We start from the raw sequence: 16,966 nt of genomic DNA, 5'->3' as shown, positions 1-16,966 counted from the left end.
TTGCGGCATGTTTCGGACCTGACTGTACGGGGAGACCGGAATTCCCGGCAGACCATGTTCATGGGAGGAGTATGCTGTCACCTCGGATGAGCCAGCGTTCCGTTCGCCTCCTGGTGGTGGAGGACGATCCACGAGTCCGGCAGGGGCTGCTCCACGCGGTGCCGTGGGAGAGCGGGGGCATGTCGGTGGTGGGGAGCTGCGAGAGCGTGGGAGAGGCGCTGGCGCTGGTGGAGCGGGGCCTGGAGTTCGAGGTGGGGCTCATCGACCTGGGGCTGCCGGACCGGCCGGGGACGGAGCTGATGTTGGCGCTGAGCCGGTTGCAACCGGAGGCGTGCCTGCTGGCGCTGACCAGCTTCGACGACGCGGACAGCATCTTCGGGGCGTTGAAGGCGGGAGCGCGGGGCTACCTCCTCAAGGACACGCCGCCCGAGCGGCTGGTGCGGGCGGTGCGGGAGGCGGCCGAGGGGGGCGCGCCGATGACGCCCGCGGTGGCGCGCAAGGTGGTGGAGAGCTTCTCCCGGCCTCCGCCCGGCGCCGGGTGCGAGGAGCTCACGCCCCGGGAGCGCGAGGTGCTGCAGCTGCTCACCCAGGGGGTGGCGTATGCCGGGGTGGCCGAGCGGCTGGGAATGGGGCTGGGCACGGTGCAGACGTACGTGAAGAGCCTCTACCGCAAACTGCGGGTGCGCTCGAAGGCCGAGGCCACCGCCGTCGCACTGCGCCGGGGGCTGGTATCCCCGAGGTGACGCCTCCAGCGCCAGGGATGGATCTGCCGATGCACGCGGCCATGCGCTCGCCGCTGCTGGCCTCGGGGATGTGGCTGCTGGCCGGACTGGTCGCGGTGTCGCCGCTCGTGCCCGGGTTGGGGCCGCTGCTGGGCGTGCGGCTGGGCGACACGGGGCCGGTGGTGCTGCTCTTCGGCACGGTGTCGCTGGGGGCGACGGTGGCGTTCCACCGGGCGGGCCGCCACGCGTGGACGTACCGCCTGCTCAACTGGCTGGAGACGGCCGTGTCGGTGGGGGGCGAGCTGTACCTGGTGTGGGCCTCGGGAAACGCGAGCAGCCCCTTCTGGGTGCTGTACTTCGCGCTCGTCTTCCATGCGGCCGGCACCGGGAGCGCGCGCCTGTACAACGCCTTGCTGCTGGCCGGAGGCCCCACGGTGCTGGCCGCGGCCTTCTGGGGGGGGCGCGAGGACGTGGGAGCGGCGGCCGTGTGCGTGGGGACGGGCGCGGTGGGCACCCTGGTGTACGTGACGCTCAGCCGGGCGGCGGCGCAACTGCGCGACATGATGGCGGAGCGGGAGCGGCTGCAGGCGCGGGTGGCCGAGTTGCTGGTGCACGAGGAGCGGGCTCGCATCGCCCGGGATCTGCACGACGGGGTGGGCAGCGAGCTGAGCGCGCTGCTGTGGAGCGTGCGCACGTTGGAGGCCCGGCTGGGCGAAGGTGGCCGCGCCGAGGAACTCTCCGGCTTCGCCGAGCGCATCCGCCAGGGCACCGACGAGCTGCGCAGCGTGGTGTGGGCCTTGCGCGCGGAGAGTCAGGATTGGGAGTCGCTGGTGGCGCACCTGCGGGGGCGCTGCCTGGAGCTGTGCGGCGAGCAGGTGGCGTTGCGCTTCCTCGATGAGGGGGCACCCGCCGGCATGGTGCTGCCGGGAGAGGCGCGGCTGCACGTGGTGCGCATCGTCCAGGAGGCGGTGCGCAATGCCGTGCGACATGCTCGTCCGCGCACGGTGACGGTGCGCCTGCGCGGGCACGAGGAAATACGCGTGGAGGTGGAGGACGACGGGGAGGGGCTGCCGGAGGGCGCCCTCGAGCGCAGCAGTGGAGGCCTGCGCAACCTGCGCCATCGTGCCGCGGCGCTCGGCGGCACGCTGCGCTTCAGCACCTCGCTCCAGGGCACATGCATGGAGGCGACCCTTCCCCTCCCGGGTGACCCCTCCCGTTGATTCGGACGCAAGCCTCGCGCCCCCGCGGCTCACAGGAAGGCATCGAGCCAGGTGAGCTGCGCGTCGATGGTCTCGGAGATGACGCGCGGCTGATCCGACGAGCCAGGCTCGGTGTAGGGGTTGCCGATCTCCTTGTGCTGCCACTTCACCCAGGTCTGCTTGTACCAGCCCCAGTCGAGGTTGCTGCCCGTCGACGGGGGCGAGCCCGAGTACGCCGAGAAGGCGCGGATCCCCGAGGCCGGAGCGACCTCCTCCCCACCCGCGATGTGGTACATGCGCAGCCGCCCCTTCCGGGGGAACTGCGCGGAGAGATCCGTGGCCCAGCCGCCGTAGAACGTGCCCCAGGGGCGGACGGGGTTGTTGATCTTCTCCCCGGAGGTGCCCAGCTCGCCCTGGGTGTACTTGCACACCCCGTCGAACGACGACACGTAGAGATCGATGCCGTCGTACGCCGGATTGGCGCGCAGCGCCTGGGCCATGCGCATCACCATGCAGCCTCCGCGCGAGCTTCCCGCCAGGTAGATGGACCGGGTCTCGGGGCGGATCTGCGCCTGGAGCCAGTTGGAGTATCCATTCAGCAGCTGCTGCTTCTTGCCGCTGTCGAACAGGTGGTCGAAGTTGTTGTCGTTGACCACGGCCAGGTAGGTGGAGCCCGTGGGAAACCAGCCCAGGGAGCGCAGCTTCATCGCCAGCGAGCGGCCGTCCAGCGTCACGTTCGGGCAGGAGACGGCATCACAGGTCGCGTCCCAGCTCGCCCCTTGCCCCGTCACCCCGCTGTTGTGCCCGCTGCTGGACATCTTCTGGCCGGACGACATCAGGACGATCGCCTCGCGCGTGAGGGGCGCATCCACCTCGGCGATCCGGATGTTGTGGAGATCTCCGTCCGGTGCTCCGGCCGCGCGGAAGTGCTCGAAGCCCGGCGCGGCCCGGTAGTTGCCCGAGCCATCCTTGTAGACCACCCGCTTCGACACCACGGTCCGGCTGCTCCCGTTGGGGTAGCTCAGGGCGGAGGCGCTCGTGCCCTGCTCCTCCCCGGGGGTTTCCGGAGACGCGTGCTCCGGTTGGCCACAGCCCGCCTGGGTTCCTCCCAGGACCAGCGTCACTGCCGCGAGCAACCCCACCGATAGCCGTTCGATGCGCACGTCTTCCTCCTTCGTTCCTCCCAGTTAATCATAGTATTTCGAGGAAGTCTGGAGAAACAGGCTCCGCGATGCTCCTGCTTCCAAGCGGCGTCAGAACACCATGACGCGCAGGCCGAGCTCGAGCTCGCCGCCCAGGCTCTTGCCGGTGATGACGTTGCCGCGCAGACCGAGCTCCAGCGGGAGGCCCGCCCGGAAGCGCAAGGCAACGCCAGCGCCGGCCGAGAACGGGCTGCGATCCACGAGGAAGCCCAACTGATCCGGCGGGGCGGTGAAGAAGGAGACCCGCCCGGACACGAGCCCGAACAACGCTCCGCCCTCGAAACGAACCAGCCGGTAGCGTGCCCCGAGGTCGAAGTAGTACTGCCCGGACCACGTGTAGTACGGCCAGGTCTCATCGCGGGTGCCCAGCACGTTGAGCGATGTGCCACCCACCGCGAGGCTCAGCTCGAAGGGATTCGCGATCCGGAACGCGACGCTGGCCTCGTACCGCAGCGCCGCCATCGAGCTGGGTGCACCCGGGCCGAACGCGGCCGAGCCGCCGATGAAAAAGCTCCAGCGCTTCTGGTTGCCGCGCTGCGAGGAGGGCGTCCGCTCCGCCTCGGTCACCACCGGGCTGGCGGGCTCGCTCGTCACGGGCTCCGCGGCCGGCATCTCCACGGCGGAAGTCTGGGCGGTCGCGTCGCTCGAGGCCTCCGTGCTGGTGTCGCTCGGGGTGGTGGCCGCGGTGAGATCCAGCCCCAGACCACCGGTCATCGTCTCTTCCGGTTGCGCCTGGGCCAGTGCCCGCGGTTCCGGTTGGGACTCCGGGGGCGGCTCGGAGCCCACCGTCAGCCTGCGCGGGTCGGAGGCGATCCCCTTCACCGACACCCGCCAGTGGTACGAGCCCTCCTCGAGCGGGAGAATCGCGAAGCGGCCTTTCACCGGACGGTCGATGACCGTGTCGGTGAACTCCTCGTCGCGCGCCACCTGGAGACGCACGAGCTTCGCGGCCACCTTCCATTTGAAGGTGACCTTCCTGCCCGGCTGGAGCTCCGCGTCCTCCGCGGGCGTGAGCAGCTTCGGCTGTGGTCCCTTCCGGGCCTTCACCTTGCCGGCCTTCTTGGCCGATCTGGCGCTCCGCGTGCCCCTGGCCGCCCAGGCCTCCGGCCCCGGCATGCCGAGCCCGAACACCAGGGCGAGAGACAACACGGTACCCCAACGTGAAGGTCGAAGGTTCATCACGCCGGGGATTGTAGATCCGTAGAGGAAGAAAAGAAGGGCCCAGACCCCGGCGGCGCCCGGTGCTCGTCTCGGCCAATCTGGAGGCCTTCGGCGCGTTGCGTGAGGCGGCGTCGGCGGGACTCGGCATCGCGATGCTGCCCGAGCACACCTGCGTTTCCGCGCGCTCCCACCCCTGGTGCTCGAGTCCTGCGCCATTCCCGGGTTGTGTCCTTTTTCCGGATTTGCTAGAGCTGGGGCCAGTGGTTGATTGACCCACCAGTCAATCAAGTGTGGGGATGACCATGAGTCCTCGTGCGGCGTCGCGGGTGGAGCAGCTTCGGGAAGAGCGGCGGAGGGATGTGCTGGGTGCGGCCCGGCGGGTGTTCGCGCGCAAGGGGTTCGTGGCGGCGAAGATCTCCGACATCGCGTCCGCCGCGGGCATCAGCCATGGGTTGGTGCACCACTACTTCCCCACCAAGGAAGCGCTCTTCGTCGCCGTCATCGAGGAGTCCATCCACGGCTGGGAGGCGCTGATCGCCCGGGCCCGGGCCATGCCCATCTCCGAGTGGGAGCGGCTCGTGTACGTGTGTTCCATCATGGGGGAGAGCTCGGTGGAGGCCTCCGAGCACCTGCGGATCATCGTGCATGCCTCCATGGGAGGGGACGCGCCCCAGCCGGTGCGCGAGGCGCTGGAGCGGCTGGAGCGGCACGTGCACGAGCCCCTGTCCTCGCTCATCGAGGAGGCGCAGCGCACGGGGGCCGCCGCCCCGGGCCCACCCGGGGAGCTCGCGCGTGCGTGGATGGCCGTGACGCAGGGGCTCGCCATCAACCAGACCGTGCATCCCGGCACGGCGCGGCCGCCCATCGAGCTGGTGCTCCGGCTGCTCAAGGCATGACGCCGTCCCTGGCGTTTCGAAGTCCCACCTCGAAGTCCCACCTCAAGGAGATGCACATGAAGATCGTGGTCGATTGGGATCGCTGCGAGGCCAACGGCGTCTGCGTGCGCGCGGCGCCCGAGTCCTTCCACCTCGATGACAAGGATCAGCTGCACGTCCTCACCGAGACGGTTCCTCCCGAGCTGCGCGCCAAGGTGGACAAGGCCATCCTCGGATGTCCGAAGCAGGCGCTGTCGCTCTCGGAAGACTGAGTTCCCACCCGTGTTCGTTGTTTCCCCCCGAAGGAGATGACCCATGTCGCTTCAGACGCCTTCCCATCCCCCCACCGTGTCCTTCTCGCCGGATGCTCCCGGCTACGTCCTCGATCCCTATCCCGCGCTCGAGGCGCTGCGCACCAAGGCGCCCTTGTACTACTGGCCGGAAGGCCGGGGCTGGCTGCTCACCCGGTATGAGGACGCCGCCGCCGTGCTCAAGGACGCCAGGCGCTTCTCGCCCAACCGGGCCGAGTGGGAGTACGCCTCGGTGTTGGGGTCCGCGGCGATGATCCCCGAGCTGGTGGAGCTCAACAAGGCGGGGCTCTTCGCGCTGTCGGGGTCGGATCACGCCCGGGTGCGCAAGCTCGTCAGCCCGGCGCTCACCCCGCGCGCCATCGAGCGGCTGAAGCCGGAGCTGCAGGTCATCATCGATGACATCCTGAATGACCTGGCGGGCCGGGACACCATCAACGTGGTCTCGGACATCGCGGATCGCATTCCGCCCCGGGTCATCGGCTCCATGCTGAAGATCCCCAAGGGGCGCGAGACGCTCTTCCAGCGCTTCACGGAGGCGGCGGTCAAGAGCTTCCTGCCCGGACTGCTCCGCCCGGAGGAGGTGGCCGTGATGCGCACCGACGTCCAGGAGGGAATCGCCCTGGTGCGCGAGACGATCGAGGATCGGCGCCGCAACCCGCTGCCCGACGACATCCTCACCACGCTCATCCAGACGGAGGAGCAGGGAGACCGGCTCAGCACCGCGGAGCTGTTGTCGCTGGTGTCGGCGCTCATCGTGGGAGGCTTCGAGACCACGATCCACCTCATCGGCTTCACGGTCTACAACGTGCTCAAGCGGCCCGAGCTGCTCGCGCAGGTGCAGGCCCAGCCCGAGCTGCTCAAGGGCGTCGTCGAGGAGGTGTTGCGCTTCGACAACTTCGGGAAGATGGGCATCGCCCGCTACGCGCTCGAGGACGTGGAGATGGGCGGCGTGACGATCAAGAAGGGCCAGATGGTCCTGGTCATGCTCAACAGCGCCCTGCGTGACGAGAGCGTGTTCCCGAACGCGGATGCCTTCGACGTGCGCCGCAACACCAACGCGAGCATCGCCTTCGGCCACGGCATGCACTTCTGCCTGGGCGCGAGCCTGGCGCGGCTCGAGGTGCAGCTCGTCGTGGAGACGTTCATCAAGCGCTTCCCGGCCCTGCGGCTGGCGAAGGAGCCCTCGTTCGGGCCCCACCCGGTCATCCGCAAGATGGAGACGCTCGAGGTCCAGCTGAACCAGCAGTAACCCGAGGCAGCTTCCGGGCTGGCGTGGGGGGGAGGAGGCGCGCCAGAAGGGGTGGTTCGGCGCCTGATGCGCTACGGCGGGAGCGCGAGCTCGAAGCCGCGCTCCCGCAGGTGCGTGAGGATGGTCCGGCGGATGTCCGGGTCCGCGGGAAGTGACGCCTCCGCGCACGGCGCCGTGTGCCCGGACACCTTGCCCTTCTGGAGCTCCCCCGTCTTGAGCTGGAGCGTCCACCACTGGTCGCACACCACCGCGGAGACGGTGCTCAAGCCGTAGAGCGGCGGCCCCGGATCCCTCAGGCGCGAGATGCGCTCCCAGTTCGCGTCGGTGCGCATCGAGTCGACTTCCCCCGTGCTGAGAATGGGCTCGGTGAGGCCACGCGGCGCGGAGAGCAGGGAGCGGCCCTCCATCCAGCCCGGGACGGACAGTCCCACGGCCTCGAGCACCGTGGGTGCCACGTCGAGCAGTTGGGCGTTCTCCTTCACCACTCCGTGCCGTTGCCCGCCGGGGAAGTGGATCATCAGCGGCACCCGGTCGAGCGTCATCCACCCCTGGTTGTGATCGGAGCTGATGACCACCAGCGTGTTCTCCAACAGCCCGCGCTCCTCGAGCCCGGTGAGGAGGCGCTCGATGAGGCGGTCCGCGTCGAGGATGGCGTCGTCCAGCATGTTCTCCCGCTGCTCCTCGGGCGTGGCCGCGGGGGTGCGCGCGAAGACCGGCTCGGGACTCTTCCTGTAGGCGCAGCAGTGCGTCCCCATCAGGTGGATGTGTGTGAAGAAGGGCCGCTGGGCCCGCTCGGCCACGGCGAGGGCCCCCTTGATGCGATCCTCGTCCGTGTCCCAGCCGTAGATGCGCGTGGGCAGCTGCACGAGCTTGAAGTAGTTCACCATCGGCCGGAGCCCGAGCACATACAGCACGCGCTCGGAGAGACGTTCGGCCATGCGCTCGGCCACGTAGCGCTCCTCCATGAGGTTCCGCCAGGGCCCCGAGGGCACGTCCGTGGACAACTCCCGCCCGCTGGCCCGCTCGAAGCCTCCTTGCAGGTTCAGGTCGGCCCCGTCCGCGTAGTAGCGGACGGTGAACTGGTGCGTCTCGTAGCCGGCGCGCCGCAGCAGCCCCGGCAGGTGCAGGAACGCCGCCTCGCCGGAGAGGATGTGCGGCGGGAAGATGACCCGGGTGCTCGTGGGCAGGCGCGAGGTGAGCATCGAGGTGAGCGAGCCCGTGGTGCGCCCCGCGTTGGAGAAGGCGTTCTCGAAGAAGAGGGTGCGCTCCTTGAAGCGTGCCAGGAAGGGCGTGTTCGGGCGCTCGTAGCCGTAGGCGGACAGCCGCTTCGCCTCCAGCCCGTCCGAGGCGATGAAGAGCACGTTGGGCCGCCGGGCCGTGGCCGAGGCCAGGGGCGCCTCCTGCTCTGGTGCTTCGCTCCCCCCGGCGAGCCGGAGGGCCAGCACCCCGAGCGAGAGGGTGACGAGTCCTCCCGCCACCGCGAGCCGCCAGCGCCACCCGCCCGTGGCCAGCACTTCCCGACGTGCACGGGCAAGCTTCCGCACCAGCGTGCCGAAGAGCACGAGCAGCAGCGGCACATACAGGAACAGCAGGGACTTCGAGACCGTCACCACCCCGAAGCCGAAGAGGGTGTAGGTGAAGTTGTCGATGAGCAGGAAGGACAGGCCCGTCAGCACCAGCGCCGGGACGGCGGAGGCGACGGGCAGTGCTCGTACCCTGGAGCCCTCGGGGAGGCGCGCGAGCAGTGCTTCGGCTCCGAGCAGCGGCGGGAGCGCGGCGAGCGACGGGAGGAGCAGCACCAGCGGGAGGCACGCCAGGGTGCTGGCCCACACCGTGCGCGGGAACGACACCATGAAGCCCTGCTGGGTGACGAGGAAGAGCCACTCCAGCAGCACGAACGCGTAGCAGGCCCAGACGGCCTGCCACACCGCGACGGCTCCACCGCGCACGACGTCCACCCGCTCACCCGCCACGATCCACCTCTCAGCGGCGGCGCACGTGGCACAGCCGGCGGCGGCCCTCGTGCGTCTCCTGGACGGCCACCAACGTGCCGTGGCGCTCCAGCAGCGCCCGGAAGTTCTCCCAGGTGTAGTCGGGGTACACGTCCGGCCTCAGGCTCAGCATCCGCCGCACCATCGAGTCCTGCTTGTCCACCCACTCCACCACGCCCTCGGGCGCCAGGGCGAAGAGCTGCTCCACCACCTGCTCCAGCGGCACGCCCGCGGTGATCCGCAGGTGGTGCACCAGCGCCAGCGCCAGCACGAAGTCCGAGCCGAGGCGCTCCAGCAGCGAGCGGCGCTCCTTCAGCGCCCAGCCCATGGCCGGCGTGGGGTTGGCCAGGTTGGCCACCAGCGGCCACACGGACGCTCCGGCCGGCAGGCCACGGTAGAGCAGGTCGATGGCCTGCGCGTCCACGTCCACCGCCACCACCTGCGCGCCCCGGGCCCTCGCCAGCTCCGTGTACTGCCCGGTGTTGCACCCCAGGTCGAGCACACGCGCGGGCTTCGCCTCCTCCAGCGCCCGCTCCACGAAGACGCGTTTCTGCCGCTGGTCCTCGTCCGTGTAGTTGTGGAACGCGGTGTAGCCGGACCACTCCGAGGGCGTGGTGGGTGTGCGCAGGCGCTCGATGATGCGCCGCAGCCGGCGCACGTTGGCCACCAGCAGCTCCTTGGGCAGCCGGTAGGTGCTCACCGAGCCGGCCAGCGTCTCCTGCCGGCGGGCGAAGTCCCGCTCCAGGCGCGCTTGCAGCACCACGTCGCGCAGCACGCCTGGCTTGAACCAGTCGCGCAGCCGGAAGAGCCGGGCCACCTCCTTCACCGGCAGCTCTCCCATGGTGCCACGCAGCAGCGGCTGGAACTCCAGGCCCAGGTGCGCCCCGAGCAGCAGCGGGAAGAGGAAGCTGCGGCAGAACTGGCCGTAGCCCGCCCACAGCATGCCCTCCTGGTACGGCTCGATGGAGGGCACGTCCACCAGGCGCGGCTTGCCGCCCAGGAACAGCAGGTTGAAGGAATTGGCGTCCTTGAGCAGGAAGCCCGCGGCCAGGCAGCGCTCGAGTATCTCCAGCGTCACCAGGGCGGCGTCGCGGAGCATCTCGAAGCTCCACTCGTACGCGTAGCTGACCACGGGCACGCGCGGCTGGCGCAGCAACCAGGCCGAGCCCTCCAGTCCGGGCACGTCCAACTCCGTGGCGCGCACCCGCTCGGTTTCGAGCACCAACCCGGCCCGCGTGAGCTCCGGCATCAGGCCGCTCTCCCACGCGCGGCCCAGCGCCTCGCCCGCCTCGGGGGTCAGCGTGCGGTACACCTCATCGCGCAGATAGAAGACGCGGCCGGAGGGGTCCTTGAAGGAGCCGGGTTCGTAGGCGATCACCGGTCGCTCTTCACGTCACGCGAGTCGGAGGGAGCCGGGGCGGCGGCCGGAGGGGGCAGGGGCTTGCGGCCGAACAGCTCGGTGACGCGGCGCCAGAAGAGCTTGCCGAAGAGCGCCAGGCCCGCGAAGCCACCGAGCAGGATTTGCAGCAGCACGCTGCCGGTGCCCGGGTCCACGTAGGCATGGGCATCCAACGACAGCAGCAGGGAGACGAGGAGCAGGGGGGCCAGGAGTCTCATCGCGCGCGAGCCTAGCAAGTCGCGCGGCCTCATCGCTCCACGAAACGCTCCGGCCCGTCCGGGCGGCCGGCCAGCCCACGCTGGCCAGCCTCATGGGCGGGCAGGCGGGCGCCTCAGCCGTGCGCCTTCGGAGCCCCGGTCTTGTCGCCCCGCTTCATCACGCGCTGCACCCCGAGCACCAGGAGGAGCGCCACCGCACCGGCCACGAGGCCCACCAGGGCGTTGGCCAACGACGTCGTGAGCCCGCCGAGCAGACCGCCGATGATGGACACCTCGCCCGCGTGATGGGCCAGGCCCTCGATGCCGTGGTGCAGCGTGGAGATGCCGTGCGAGATGATGCCGCCGCCGACCAGGAACATGGCCACGGTGCCGGCGATCGACAGGCCCTTCATGAGGTACGGCGCTCCCTTCAGGAGGCCCACGCCCAGGGTGCGCTGGAAGCCGGTCCTCCGGCTGAGGAAGAGCCCCGCGTCGTCGAGCTTGACGATGCCCGCCACCAGTCCGTACACGCCCACCGTCATCAGGAGGGCCACGCCCACCAGCGCCAGCACCTGCGTCTTGAAGGGCGCGGAGGCCATGACACCCAGCGAGATGACGATGATCTCCGCCGAGAGGATGAAGTCGGTGCGCACCGCGCCCTTGATCTTCTCCTTCTCGATCGCCACCAGATCGACCTCGGGTCTACCAGGGCCTGGGTGAGCTCGGCGTGGTGGGCCTCGTCCTCGGCCTCGCTGTGCAGGAACTTGTGCGCCAGCTTCTCGACGCCCTCGTAACAGAGGTACAGGCCGCCCAGCATCAGCAGCGGCGTCACCGCCCAGGGGATGAACGCGCTGATGAGCAGCGCTGAGGGCACCAGAATGGCCTTGTTCACGAGCGAACCCTTGGCCACCGCCCACACCACGGGCAGCTCGCGGTCGGCGTTGACTCCCGCGACCTGCTCGGCGTTGAGCGCCAGGTCATCGCCCAGCACGCCAGCGGTCTTCTTCGCGGCCACCTTGGTCATCACCGACACGTCGTCGAGGATGGTGGCGATGTCGTCGAGCAGTGCGAGAAGGCTGGATCCGGCCAAGAGAAGGCTCCTTGTTGAGGGGCGGCAACATAGAGAAGAACGAGGGCTGTGTGTGGGGAGAACGCAAGCCCCTCCGGGGCGCGGGCGCGCGGGTGAAGAGCGCCTTCGCGGGTTGTGCGGCTCCCACATTTCCTGCAATCATGTGCTTCCTGGTTTTTCAAGGCGTCCCGCCATGCCAGTGGAGTGAAGGGTCGTGGGACGCGCCTGCCTTCCCCGCAGTTCCCCCCCCCATGGAGGGTCGTATGAGCACCCGGAGCATGAGCGGTCATTCCTTGAAGTGGTTGGCGGTCCTGGCAGTGGTGGCGGCGGGCTGCGGCGGCGGCCAGTCGTCCGTGGAGAGCGTCGAGCTGACGGGCGTGGACGAGAGCGTGGGCAGCAGCGAGAACGCGATCACCTCGTGCGTCACCGCGGGCTCCAGCCTCCAGACGACCGCGAACCTGAACCTGCGCAGCGGGGTCGGGACGTCCTACGGCATCCTCCTGACGATGCCGAGTGGTGCCATCGCCAAGGAGGCGGGCGGAGGTTGCCCCACCAGCGGTTGGTACAAGGTCACCTACAGCGGCGTGACGGGCTGGGCCTCGGGCAGCTACCTCAACCTGGTGACCACCTCCACCTCGACGCGTGACACCGCCATCGCCAAGGCGAAGAGTGGAATGGGCTTCTCGTACTGGTGGGGCCACGGCGCCTGGAACCCGGGCTCCGCCGTGGGCTCGTGCTCGGGGAACTGCCCGAGCTGCACGCACAGCGGCTCGTACGGCGCGGACTGCTCCGGCTTCCTCGCCAAGGTGTGGGTGGTGCCCAGCACCAACACCAACACGGCCGTCGACTCGCACCCCTACAGCACCGTCAGCTTCAACTCCGACACCAGCCAGTGGACGACCATCTCCCGGGACGCCCTGCTGAAGGCCGACGCGCTCGTCTACAACCAGAACGGCGCCGGCCACATCTTCCTCTACGAGTCGGGTGATGGGTGGGGCAGCATGTGGGCCTACGAGTGCAAGGGCTGCGCGGCCGGTTGCGTGTACAACCTCCGCACCGCCACCACCACGTACCACGCCATCCGTCACTTCTAGTCCCTCCGCCGTGGGGAGGGGGCGGCCGGGTGCGTGTGGCCCGGCCGCCGTTCGTTGGGGAGTGGCTGTCTTCCGAGGATGTGATGCGCGTTCGACCGGGCCTGCTCGCCCTGCTGGTGTTGCTGCTGAGTCCCCTGGTGGCGGGAGCCGCGCCCGGGAAGGCGGTGCTCCTGTTCACCGGAGACAACCGGGGAGAGATTTCCCACTGCGGCTGCGGGCAGCTCCCGGCGGGAGGGCTGGCCCGGCGCAAGACGGTCCTCTCCCGCGAGCGCGCGAAGGGCGAGCCGGTGCTGGTGCTGGACGCGGGCAATGCGCTCTTCAAGACGCCCGAGCCGGAGGGGGAGCCAGGCGCACGCGAGCGCGCGGAGTTGTTGCTCGAGCAGATGGAGGCGTTGGGCACCTCGGCCATGGCCGTGGGGGCGCGGGACCTGGTGCTCGGCACGGACTTCCTGAAGCAGGCCACCCGGAAGTCGAAGATGAAGGTGCTGTCGGCCAACCTCGTGGACACGAAGGGCAAGCCGCTCTTCACGGCCTCCACGGTGGTGAAGGTGGGCCCGCTGGCGTTCGGTGTGGTGGGGCTCTCGCCCGAGGGCGAGGTGCGGCCAGGCGTGACGGGCCGGCCTCCCGGGCCCGTGGCCCTCGCCGAGGCCCGCCGGCTGCGCGAGAAGGAGCGGGTGGACGTGGTGGTGGTGCTGGCCGCGCTGCCCCTGGAGTCCGCCCAGGCGCTCGCGCGGGAGGTGGGGGAGGCGGTGGACTTCGTCGTGCAGTCAAACGAGGGCCGTCTACCGGGGACGGCGCAGCGCCTGGGTCACGCCACCCTGGTGCCCTCGGGCGAGCGCGGCAGGCAACTGGGCCGTCTGGAGCTCACCGTCGCGGGGACGGGGCCGTTCGTCGATCTCGCCGAGGTGGCGAGGGCCCGGGAGGGGCTGAAGCTCCTGGACGAGAACATCCAGCGGGCTCGCGAGCGGCTGGCCGCGGCGAAGGACGAGGCGGCCCGGAAGCCGCTCGAGGAGACACTGGCCGGTTTCCTGTCCCGGCGGCAACGCCTGGAGGAGCAGGCCCGGGAGCGCCCGGTCACGGAGGGCCGTACCCAGTTGCTCTCGTTCATCCAGCTCGGGCCGGACGTGCCGGATGATCCGGAGCTGAAGGCGCGGGTGGAGCGGCTCGTGCCGCGGGGTTCCCCGTCGCATTGAGTCGTGTTCGTCGAAGCTGAAGCTGAAAAGGAAGAGGTCATGGAGTCGCGTAAGCGCGGTGTCATCATCTTCGTGGGACTCACGGTGCTCGCGCTCGGCATCGCGCTCGTGATGGCTCGTTCGGGCAAGGAGGATGGCCCGGGCTCCGCCTCGTCCACTCGAGAGCCGGCGGCCCCGGCGTCGGCCCAGGGTGGCACCGCTCCCCGGCCTCCTTCTGGCGCCAGTCAGGGCCAGGCGGGGGAGGGTGCATCTCCTTCGGAGCCTTCCAACAAGGCCCCGGGAGTGATCGCCGAGCTGGGCTGGGGCAGTGGTCCCTCGCAGCTCGGGCGCGACCGTCCCCAGGAAGCCAACCCCGAGGCGCCCATGTCGCTGGCGGTGACGCCGCTCGGGGACGTCGTGGTGTTGGATCAGCTCAATGGCCGGCTCGTGCGCATCGGCCAGGACGGCAAGGTGCTCGGGACCACGCCCATCACCCAGCAGACGCCCCAGGACGTTACCGTGGCCAGGGACGGCACGATGCTGGTGATGGATCGGCTGAGGGACAAGTCCGTGGCCATCATCGACCCCGAGACGGGCACGCTCCGTGGAGAATTGCCGCTGCAAGGCCAGGGCATCCCCGAGACGGGTGGCATCACCGGCACCTTCGTGGATGGGGACTCGGTGTACGTGGAGCGCGAGCACGGCGCGCTGGTGCGCATTGGCGATCTCTCGGGCACGGCCGACACCACGCGCCCGGAGATTCCGGGCCGCCCCACCCGGGATGGCCGCTCGTACATCCTCGCCGCCATCATCGACAGGCCGAGCGGGCGCCTGCTGGTCAACGCCGTCGATCGCCAGACGAACCAGCAGCGCTACACCCGCGAGTACCGGGTGCAGTTCCCGCTGATGTTCATCACGCTGCTCGACTCGGACCGCTCGGGTGTCATCTACCTGGGAGTGGCGGGTGAGCTGCCCACGGGCAAGGCGAGCCCCGCTTCCGAGCCTGGAGTGCGGCTCTTCTGTCTGGATCCACTCGACGGGAAGGTGCTGGGCCAGGCGGACCTGCCGCTCAACACCATGCCCGAGGAGACCTTCCGGGACTTCACCGTCCTGGACGAGGGAGGCGTCGTCTACCAGTACCGCACCGAGGCCGGTGTCTCGCTGCGGCGCGCGGACTGCCGGTAGTTGGCCGCCTCAGCCCGTGGCGGCCAGCGTGTCCACGTACAGCGCCCGTACCTGCTCGGCGAGCGTCACCGCGTCCGGAGCGAACGACTCGGGGGACAGCGGTGGCAGCACGCGCACGCGCATGGAGGCGCGCGGGCTCATCCAGATGCCATCCCCCTCGAGGAGCTGGGTGGTGCCCTCGATGACCACCGGCACCACGGGCACGTGCTCCTCCAGCGCGAGCTGGAAGGCCCCCCGCTTGAAGCGCAGCAGTCCCTCTTGCGAGTAGGTGCCCTCGGGGAAGATGAGCACCGGCATGCCCCGGCGCAGCCAGTACCGGCATTGATCGAGCATCCTGCCCATGGAGTTGGTGCTGCCGCGCTTCACGGGCACGTAGCCCAGCAGGCTCATCATCCACCCCACGATGGGGATGGGGAACAGGGACGCCTTGGCCACGAACTTGTAGGGGTGGAACAGGCCCATGGCGGCCAGGATGTCCGCGGCGGACTGGTGGTTGGCCACCAGCACGCAGGCCCCGGAGGGCAGCAGCTCCCGTCCCTCCACCCGCGTGCGCCACCCCGGGGACGCGTGCAGCCACAGCACGTGACACCAGCGGCACACCAGCGCGTGCAGCCACCGCCGGTCCGGATCCACCGGGTACGCGACGAGGAACAACACCAGCCCGAGCACGAAGAGCACCGGGGCGGTGGTGAGGAAGAGCAGCCAGAACCAGGCCGTCACGACGTACTTCATGAGGCGGTCACCTGTGTCACGACGAGCTCCCGGCTATCGGGTGCGCCGGAGAGCCGCCGGGTGAGCCGCCGGCGGACCACGTCGATGTGCTCACGGAAGAAGTAGAGGTTCTCCGCGTAGGCCAGCGGCACGGGGATCCGGTTCACCGCGCGCTCGGCCTCCTCGAGCCGCTTCATCATGTCCTCGAGCATCTCGCGCCCGGGGTTCTCCTCCAACTGGAGCTCGATCTCCTTCAGGCGGGCATACCAGCGGAAGATGCGCGAGCGCACCCGCCACAGGTACAGCGCCGGCACGGCCCGTCCGAGCGGCACCACCACGGCGATGATGGGCACCAGCATCACCCAGAGCCGGTCCACCAGGTTCGCGGCCCAGAAGGGGAGGTAGCGCTGCAGCAGCGGGATGCCGGCGTCGTAGTAACGGCGGGCCTCGCTGCTGAGCGGGAAGCCGGTCTCGAGCGGCGCGGGAAACTCGCCAGAGCGGTCCAGCAGCCCGGCGCTGCCGTGGATCTCACTCGCGGTGCGCATGAGCAGGTAGGCGAGCGCGGGGTGCAGCGAGTCCTTCGCGACGAGGTTCGCGGTGGGCGCGAGCAGCACCACGTCGTGAGCGGGGATGTCCGCGGCGAGGTTGAACACCCCCCGGGGCAGCACGAGCCTCGACAGGTAGGGGTAGCGGCGGACGTAGGCCTCACCGCGAGTGAAGCTGAGGAGCCGCACCCCGGGTTCCGCGGCGAGCTTCTGGATGGCGGGCGCCTCCGCGGGCGAGACGAGGAACACCGCGTCGAGCTGGCCCTTCTTGAGCTGCTCGATGGCCGCGTCGCGCTCCAGCGGCAGGAGCTCCGTCGGGGCCTTGTCCACGCCGCTGACCGACAGCAGCGTACGGGCGAGCGCGTGCGTTCCGCTCTCGGCGCCCCCGATGGCGATGCGCCTGCCCGTCAGCCCGCGCACGTCGTCGATGGGCTCGCCCCGGTAGAAGACCCAGAGGGGCACATACGAGAGGCTGCCGAGCGAGACGATGTGCGCCGCCTTCTCGCCGCCGGCCGTGCCGCTCTGCACGAAGGCGACGTCGGCCTGTTCCGTGTCCTCGGAGAGGAGCTCCACGCTGCTGAGGGAGCCCTTCGTCTGCTGGATCTCCACCTTGACGCCGTGCCGGGCGAGGCTCTCCTGGTACTTCTTCGCGAAGTAGCGGAAGCCGCCCTCGTCCTGGGGCGTGGCGAGCACGAGCTTCATGGGCGGCGCGGGCTTGACGAAGTAGAACGTGACGGCGAACGCGATGCCGATGAGGAGAGCAGCGGGCGCGACCGTGAGCCACAGGTCGCGGCGCGTCGTGCGCTGGAGCTGCTCCTTGAGCGTGTCCTTCTTCATGATGGGCGCGCAGTATAGACGCCGCGTGGAGAATGTCCGCTGGGCTG

The 16,966-nt window shown here is 69.9% G+C and carries 17 protein-coding genes; 8 read left to right on the top strand and 9 right to left on the bottom strand.

The features are described from left to right. The first annotated feature begins 86 nt into the window (after positions 1–86). On the top strand, positions 87–743 hold the full coding sequence (locus tag Q664_RS21555; RefSeq protein ID WP_043398665.1) for a response regulator: 657 nt from the start codon (positions 87–89) through the stop codon (positions 741–743). Between the two features lie 17 nt (positions 744–760). Next, positions 761–1,942: a sensor histidine kinase gene (locus tag Q664_RS21550; RefSeq protein ID WP_043398662.1), complete on the top strand. Its 1,182-nt coding sequence runs from the start codon at positions 761–763 to the stop codon at positions 1,940–1,942. A 29-nt stretch (positions 1,943–1,971) separates the two neighbouring features. Here the strand turns inward: Q664_RS21550 and Q664_RS21545 are convergent, their stop codons facing one another. Together Q664_RS21545 and Q664_RS21540 are read right to left on the bottom strand one after the other, a co-directional pair. Continuing rightward, a complete protein-coding gene (locus Q664_RS21545; protein ID WP_200883738.1) occupies positions 1,972–3,084 on the bottom strand; it encodes a hypothetical protein in 1,113 nt (370 codons plus the stop codon). Between the two features lie 90 nt (positions 3,085–3,174). After that, positions 3,175–4,272: a hypothetical protein gene (locus Q664_RS21540; protein ID WP_160174469.1), complete on the bottom strand. Its 1,098-nt coding sequence runs from the start codon at positions 4,270–4,272 to the stop codon at positions 3,175–3,177. A gap of 314 nt (positions 4,273–4,586) precedes the next feature. Here Q664_RS21540 and Q664_RS52435 point away from each other — a divergent pair, with 314 nt between their 5' ends. From Q664_RS52435 to Q664_RS21525, 3 genes are read left to right on the top strand one after another with little or no spacing between them, the layout of a single operon-like run. Then, positions 4,587–5,180 carry a TetR/AcrR family transcriptional regulator gene (locus Q664_RS52435; RefSeq protein WP_160174468.1) on the top strand — a complete coding sequence of 198 codons (594 nt, stop codon included), beginning with the start codon at positions 4,587–4,589 and terminating at the stop codon, positions 5,178–5,180. A 56-nt stretch (positions 5,181–5,236) separates the two neighbouring features. Then, positions 5,237–5,431, top strand: a complete 195-nt coding sequence (locus tag Q664_RS21530; RefSeq protein WP_043398653.1) for a ferredoxin — start codon at positions 5,237–5,239, stop codon at positions 5,429–5,431. A gap of 43 nt (positions 5,432–5,474) precedes the next feature. After that, positions 5,475–6,719, top strand: coding sequence for a cytochrome P450 (locus Q664_RS21525; protein ID WP_043398650.1), 1,245 nt, complete (start codon positions 5,475–5,477; stop codon positions 6,717–6,719). A gap of 71 nt (positions 6,720–6,790) precedes the next feature. Here Q664_RS21525 and Q664_RS21520 read toward each other — a convergent pair whose 3' ends face one another. The 5 genes from Q664_RS21520 to Q664_RS62690 form a co-directional block, all read right to left on the bottom strand. After that, a complete protein-coding gene (locus tag Q664_RS21520; RefSeq protein WP_043398647.1) occupies positions 6,791–8,692 on the bottom strand; it encodes a sulfatase in 1,902 nt (633 codons plus the stop codon). Positions 8,693–8,702: 10 nt separating this feature from the next. Next, positions 8,703–10,088 carry a class I SAM-dependent methyltransferase gene (locus tag Q664_RS62220; RefSeq protein ID WP_052518465.1) on the bottom strand — a complete coding sequence of 462 codons (1,386 nt, stop codon included), beginning with the start codon at positions 10,086–10,088 and terminating at the stop codon, positions 8,703–8,705. Next, the gene (locus Q664_RS21510; protein ID WP_043398644.1) at positions 10,085–10,327 is read right to left on the bottom strand and encodes a hypothetical protein; all 243 of its coding nucleotides are present in this window, start codon (positions 10,325–10,327) and stop codon (positions 10,085–10,087) included. Before Q664_RS21510 ends, Q664_RS62220 begins: the two co-directional genes overlap by 4 nt. Positions 10,328–10,440: 113 nt before the next feature. Next, a complete protein-coding gene (locus Q664_RS62695) occupies positions 10,441–10,959 on the bottom strand; it encodes a DUF808 family protein (RefSeq protein WP_326938724.1) in 519 nt (172 codons plus the stop codon). Beyond that, positions 10,848–11,396 (bottom strand): DUF808 family protein, encoded by a 549-nt coding sequence (locus tag Q664_RS62690; protein WP_326938723.1) that lies wholly within the window; start codon positions 11,394–11,396, stop codon positions 10,848–10,850. Before Q664_RS62690 ends, Q664_RS62695 begins: the two co-directional genes overlap by 112 nt. 242 nt (positions 11,397–11,638) lie before the next feature. Between Q664_RS62690 and Q664_RS52430 the strand changes: the two genes are divergently transcribed. The 3 genes from Q664_RS52430 to Q664_RS21490 all read left to right on the top strand — a co-directional run bounded on the left by Q664_RS52430 (position 11,639) and on the right by Q664_RS21490 (position 14,826). Then, the gene (locus Q664_RS52430; RefSeq protein ID WP_052518464.1) at positions 11,639–12,469 is read left to right on the top strand and encodes an SH3 domain-containing protein; all 831 of its coding nucleotides are present in this window, start codon (positions 11,639–11,641) and stop codon (positions 12,467–12,469) included. An 83-nt stretch (positions 12,470–12,552) separates the two neighbouring features. Further along, the gene (locus tag Q664_RS21495) at positions 12,553–13,662 is read left to right on the top strand and encodes a bifunctional UDP-sugar hydrolase/5'-nucleotidase (protein WP_326938722.1); all 1,110 of its coding nucleotides are present in this window, start codon (positions 12,553–12,555) and stop codon (positions 13,660–13,662) included. A 39-nt stretch (positions 13,663–13,701) separates the two neighbouring features. Then, a complete protein-coding gene (locus Q664_RS21490) occupies positions 13,702–14,826 on the top strand; it encodes an NHL repeat-containing protein (RefSeq protein WP_043398641.1) in 1,125 nt (374 codons plus the stop codon). 9 nt (positions 14,827–14,835) lie between these two features. Here Q664_RS21490 and Q664_RS21485 read toward each other — a convergent pair whose 3' ends face one another. Then, on the bottom strand, positions 14,836–15,558 hold the full coding sequence (locus tag Q664_RS21485) for a lysophospholipid acyltransferase family protein (protein WP_043398638.1): 723 nt from the start codon (positions 15,556–15,558) through the stop codon (positions 14,836–14,838). Then, complete coding sequence (locus Q664_RS21480) at positions 15,555–16,919, bottom strand: TAXI family TRAP transporter solute-binding subunit (protein WP_043398635.1); 1,365 nt, start codon at positions 16,917–16,919, stop codon at positions 15,555–15,557. Before Q664_RS21480 ends, Q664_RS21485 begins: the two co-directional genes overlap by 4 nt. Between the last annotated feature and the right edge of the window lie 47 nt (positions 16,920–16,966).

The organism is Archangium violaceum Cb vi76 (genome assembly GCF_000733295.1).
Classification (GTDB): Bacteria; Myxococcota; Myxococcia; order Myxococcales; family Myxococcaceae; genus Archangium; species Archangium violaceum.
Note: the sequence above shows the minus strand (reverse complement) of the source record. Positions and strands in the feature narration are given on the sequence as shown.